The sequence below is a fragment of the Streptomyces spiramenti genome (assembly GCF_012034385.1).
GTDB lineage: Bacteria > Actinomycetota > Actinomycetes > Streptomycetales > Streptomycetaceae > Streptomyces > Streptomyces spiramenti.
Map to the genome: position 1 here is coordinate 1 of NZ_JAAVJB010000356.1, position 3,624 is coordinate 3,624.

2 protein-coding genes are annotated in these 3,624 nt (G+C 76.4%); one reads left to right on the forward strand and one right to left on the reverse strand.

Annotated elements, in window-relative coordinates:
• Positions 1-206 precede the first annotated feature (206 nt).
• Positions 207-1,394 carry a tRNA dihydrouridine synthase DusB gene (dusB, locus tag HCJ92_RS23080; protein ID WP_167935548.1) on the forward strand — a complete coding sequence of 396 codons (1,188 nt, stop codon included), beginning with the start codon at positions 207-209 and terminating at the stop codon, positions 1,392-1,394.
• Here dusB and HCJ92_RS23085 read toward each other — a convergent pair.
• On the reverse strand, positions 1,340-3,502 hold the full coding sequence (locus HCJ92_RS23085; RefSeq protein ID WP_167935549.1) for an amylo-alpha-1,6-glucosidase: 2,163 nt from the start codon (positions 3,500-3,502) through the stop codon (positions 1,340-1,342). The genes dusB and HCJ92_RS23085 overlap by 55 nt on opposite strands.
• Positions 3,503-3,624 lie beyond the last annotated feature (122 nt).

The following is a 3,624-nucleotide window of genomic DNA, read 5'->3' on the forward strand; positions in this document are numbered from 1 at the left end:
CCCGGAGCCGCACGGCTCCGGGACCCCTTCGCGTGGCGCCCGCGTGGACCGCACCCGCCGGTCCCGGCCACCCGGCCGCCGTTCGCCGCCGCGGGCCGGTATGGGCGACAATGGGCCCGCCGCCGGTCCGCCGGCGCAGCACCGGCCGGCCACCGCGCCGGTCGACCGTCCCGCAGCCATCACCGTGACGCCGAGGAACCGCCCGCATGACCACCGAGACCGCTGTCGCAGCCGAGACCGCCGCCGCCCCCGGAGCACTCGCTCCGCCGCTGGCGATCGGCCCGCACACCGTCTCCCCACCGGTGGTGCTCGCCCCGATGGCGGGGATCACCAACGCCCCCTTCCGGACGCTGTGCCGGGAGTTCAGTGGTGGCCGGGGGCTCTTCGTCAGCGAGATGATCACCACGCGGGCGCTGATGGAGCGCAATGCCAAGACGATGCGGCTGGTCCACTTCGACGCGGACGAGACCCCGCGCTCCATCCAGCTGTACGGCGTGGACCCCGACACCGTCGGCCGCGCGGTCCGCATGATCCGCGACGAGGACCTCGCCGACCACATCGACCTCAACTTCGGCTGCCCGGTCCCCAAGGTGACCCGCCGGGGCGGGGGTTCGGCGCTGCCCTACAAGCGGAACCTGCTGCGCTCGATCCTGCGGCAGGCCGTCGGGAACGCCGGGCCGCTGCCCGTCACGATGAAGATGCGCAAGGGCATCGACGACGAGCACCTCACCTACCTCGACGCCGGTCGGATCGCCGTCGAGGAGGGCGTCACCGCCATCGCGCTCCACGGCCGGACCGCCGCCCAGCACTACGGCGGCACCGCCGACTGGGAGGCCATCGCCCGGTTGAAGGAGACGGTCCCGGAGATCCCCGTCCTCGGCAACGGCGACATCTGGTCCGCCGCCGACGCCGTCCGCATGGTGCGGGAGACCGGCTGCGACGGTGTCGTCGTCGGCCGCGGCTGCCTCGGCCGGCCCTGGCTCTTCGCCGACCTCGTCGCCGCCTTCGACAGCCTCGGGCCGGAGGCCACCGCACGTCCGTCACTGGGAACGGTCGCCGCGACCATGCTCCGCCACGCGACCCTGCTCGGCGAGTGGTTGGAGGACGAGAGCCGCGGCGTGATCGACTTCCGCAAGCACGTCGCCTGGTACACGAAGGGCTTCCCGGTCGGCTCCGACCTGCGGCGGTCGCTGGCCACCGCGGCGAGCCTGGCCGAACTGGCCGAGCTGCTCGACCGGTTGGACAAGGACGCCCCCTGGCCGCAGGGCGCCGACGGCCCCCGGGGCAGGACCTCCGGCCGCAACCGGGTGGTCCTGCCGGACGGTTGGCTCGCCGACCCCTACGACTGCGCCACCGTGACCGCCGACGCCGAGCTCGACACCTCCGGCGGCTGAGCCACCGCCACCCCCTCGGCACCGGTGGCCGCACCGTTGACCGCCACGGCCCCCGCACCGGTCGGCGCCGGCGCAGCGCCCCGACCCGGGCCGACCGCCCGCAGCAGGGCGAACGGTGTGGCCGCCGTCCACGCCCGCGGTCCGCAGGCGTGCGGGTGCGGGACCGGCGCGCTGCGCCCCTCCCGGCCGTAGCCGGCGACCACCTCCGGCAGCCGTCCACCCGACGCCTCGGCCGTCGCCACCACCGCCTCTGCGACGCGGCGGGCCAGGTCCGTCAGGCCGTACCGGGTGAGGCCCAGCGCAAGCACCGCCGTGTCGTGCGCCCAGACGGCACCCCGGTGCTGAGAGAGGGGGTGGTAGGCGGGCTGCCCCGCGGCCAGGGTGCGCACGCCCCAGCCGGAGAAGAAGTCCGGCCGCAGCAGCCGCCGGGCGGTGAGCAGGGCGCGTTCCTCGTCGAGCAGCCCGGACCACAGCACGTGGCCCGCGTCGGAGGAGAGCGAGCCGACCCGCGCGCCGTCGCCGTCCACGGCCGGCGCCGGGAGGTCGTGCTCCGGCATCCAGAAGTCGCGCACGAATCGCGCCCGCAGCGCCACCGCCGCCGCGTCCAGCTCCGCCGCGTACCCCGGATCCGACCAGGTGCGGCGGGCGAGTCCGGCGGTGCGGCGCAGCGCGTCGTAGGCGTAGCCCTGGGTGGCGGCGGCACTGAGCCTGCCGCGTGCCGGGGTGCCGTCCGCGTGGCAGATGGCGCCGGGGGAGTCCTTCCAGGACTGGTTGGCCCGGCCGCCCTCGTCGGGGCGGTAGACGAGGTAGCCGTGCGCGTCGAGGCCGCCGTGCTCGAACATCCACCGCACGGCCGCGCGGGCGGTGGGCTCCAGCCGCCGCGCCGGGCCGTCGTCGCCGGTCGCCTCGGCGTGCGCGCCGAGGAGGACGAGGAAGAGCGGCGTGGTGTCGAGCGCCCCGTAGTAGCGGGCGTAGGGCACCTGGCCGAAGTGGGCCAGCTCCCCGCGCCGCATCTCGTGGACGATCTTGCCGGGCTGGGCGACGCGGTCCGGCTCGTCGGCCGTCGCCTGGGCGGCGGCGAGCGCGAGCAGGGTGTCCACCGCGTCCGACGGGCGGCGGTCCAGCGTGAAGAGCGAGGTGAGGAGGGCGTTCCGTCCCAGCAGGGTGGCGAGCCACGGGACACCGGCGGCCGGGACCCGCAGCGGTTCGCCCGCGGGGCCGGTCGCGGCGGTCCCCAGCGCGGCCAGGTCCGCGGCGCCCTGGCGGCAGAGAACGTCGAGTTCCGGCCACGATCCGTCGGTCGCTCCGGCTTCGGTGCCGCTTCCGGGGAGGGCCCCGGCGCCCGGTTCGGTGGCGCCACGGGCGGCGGAGTCGGGGCCGCCGGTGGTGTCGGCCGTGGTGTCGAGGCCGGCGGTGGCCCGCTCCGGAGCGGGGGCGTCCGCTGCGAGCGGTGCCCCGTGCGCCCCGTGCGTGCCGTCCGCACCGTGGGGCAGCGGGGTGACGCGGAGGGTGACCACCGCCGCCTCGCCCGGGGCGGGCCGCAGCCGCCACACCAGTCGGCGGGCCCCGCTGCCGGTCTCCTCGACGGCGTCCGGTGCCGGTTCCGCGGTGATGACGGTCCGACTGTGCCACTCCTGGCGCCGGTAGCCGAGTTCGATGCCGTCGGGCAGTGCGCGGCGGCTGCGCACGGCGTGCGGTTTGTCGTACCAGCGGTGGTCGGAGCGGAGTTCGAACTGGTCGGCGAAGTCGGCGTCCACGGTCATCGCGAGAACAACGGTGCCCGCGGGGGCCCGGTTGGCGACGAGCCGCAGCTCTTCGACCAACGTGCCCCGTTCCAGGCGCTGTTCGCGGAAGACGGTGTGGGCGGGCGGCTCGGCGCCCCGGCCGCCGGGGATCAGGGCCGAGCGGGCGCGCGGCCCGGCCGTCGCCGGGGCCAGCACGACGGGCGTGGTGCCGTCGATGGTCAGCTGCCACCGGCTCAGATGCCGTGCGTCGTCGGCGAACAGGCCCTCGGGGACGGTGCCGCGGGCCCCGGTGATGTCACCGGAGGGCCCGATGGCGGCGAAGGCCCCCTCGTGCACCAGAAGTCTGTGGTGCGTCGCGTTCATCGTGCGCAGCCCTCCCTGGAGTTCTCACGTCTGGTACCGCGCCGCGGCACCGGGGGTGCCGCGCGGTGGAGCTGTTCCGCCGCCGGGCCCCGCCGCGTACCGTGCCGGTCGCGGGTGGGCCC